Source organism: Ancylobacter amanitiformis (assembly GCF_030814815.1).
Lineage (GTDB): Bacteria > Pseudomonadota > Alphaproteobacteria > Rhizobiales > Xanthobacteraceae > Ancylobacter > Ancylobacter amanitiformis.
In genome coordinates, this window is the sequence record NZ_JAUSVR010000043.1 from 1 (window position 1) to 1,167 (window position 1,167).

1 protein-coding gene is annotated in these 1,167 nt (G+C 63.9%); it reads left to right on the top strand.

What is annotated here, in order from left to right:
• Positions 1 to 89: 89 nt before the first annotated feature.
• Positions 90 to 1,150 (top strand): IS630 family transposase gene (locus tag QOZ99_RS22280; RefSeq protein WP_370876918.1). Its coding sequence is split into 2 segments (ribosomal slippage): positions 90 to 582 and positions 582 to 1,150, totalling 1,062 coding nucleotides; the frame shifts between segments, so codons are not numbered across the junction.
• Positions 1,151 to 1,167 lie beyond the last annotated feature (17 nt).

The window sequence follows — 1,167 nt, forward strand, 5'->3', positions numbered from 1 at the left end:
ATACCAAGGCGCGCTGAGGCTGACTCACGTTCGGGATTCCCAAGCTGCTGAAAATCTGATTCGAGGTTGCGGGCACACGGAGGCTTGCGATGGCGGCAGCGATTGGCGTTCGATCTGACTACACACCGGCAGATTTGCGTGGATTTGCCCGACGGAGCGGTGATGCGGATCAGGTCCGGCGCCTATTGGCGGTAGCGCTGATCCTGGACGGCGGGAGCCGAAGTGACGCGGCGAAGGTTGCTGGTGTGACGCTGCAGATCGTGCGCGACTGGGTCTTGCGGTTCAACGAGAGCGGCCCCGATGGTCTGTCAACGCGAAAGGCGCCGGGACGGGCCTCGATCCTGAACGATGAACAGCGCGCCCGGCTTGCGGCGGTTGTCGAGGCGGGGCCGATCCCTGCGGCGCATGGCGTGGTGCGCTGGCGGCTCGCCGATCTGTCGCAGTGGATCTGGGATGAGTTCGCGCTCTCCATCACGCGCCACACCCTCGGACGCGAGCTTCGCGCGATGGGCTATCGCAAGCTTTCCGCGCGGCCTCGGCATCTTGGCCAGAAGCCCGATGACATCGTCGATTTTAAAAAAGCTTCGTCGACCGTCTGGCGCAGATCAAGCGGCGGCTCCCGAGAGGTACGCCGGTAGAGTTGTGGTGGCAGGACGAAGCCCGCGTCGGCCAGCAGACCAAACTCACCCGGCGTTGGGCCAGGCGCGGCACCCGCCCCTCGGCACCCAAGGATCAACGCCGCTCCTCGGCATGGATCTTCGGCGCGATCTGCCCCGCTGAAGGCAAGGCCGCCGGGATCGTCATGCCCAGGTGCAACAGCGAGGCGATGAGCATGCATCTCGAGGAGATCGCCTTCCACGTCGCGCCGGGCGCGCATGCCGTCGTGCTGCTCGATCAGGCCGGGTGGCACGGATCAGCCGAACTGGTCGTTCCGCCCAACATCACCCTGATGCCGCTGCCGCCAAGATGCCCGGAACTCAACCCCGTCGAAAATCTGTGGCAGTTCATGCGCGACAACTGGCTGTCGAACCGCATTTTCACATCCTACGACGACATCGTCGATCATTGCTGCTTCGCCTGGAACACCCTCGTCGACCAACCCTGGCGCATCATGTCCATCGGACTGCGTCAGTGGGCACATGGGTTTTGATCAATGCGCGTCGGTAT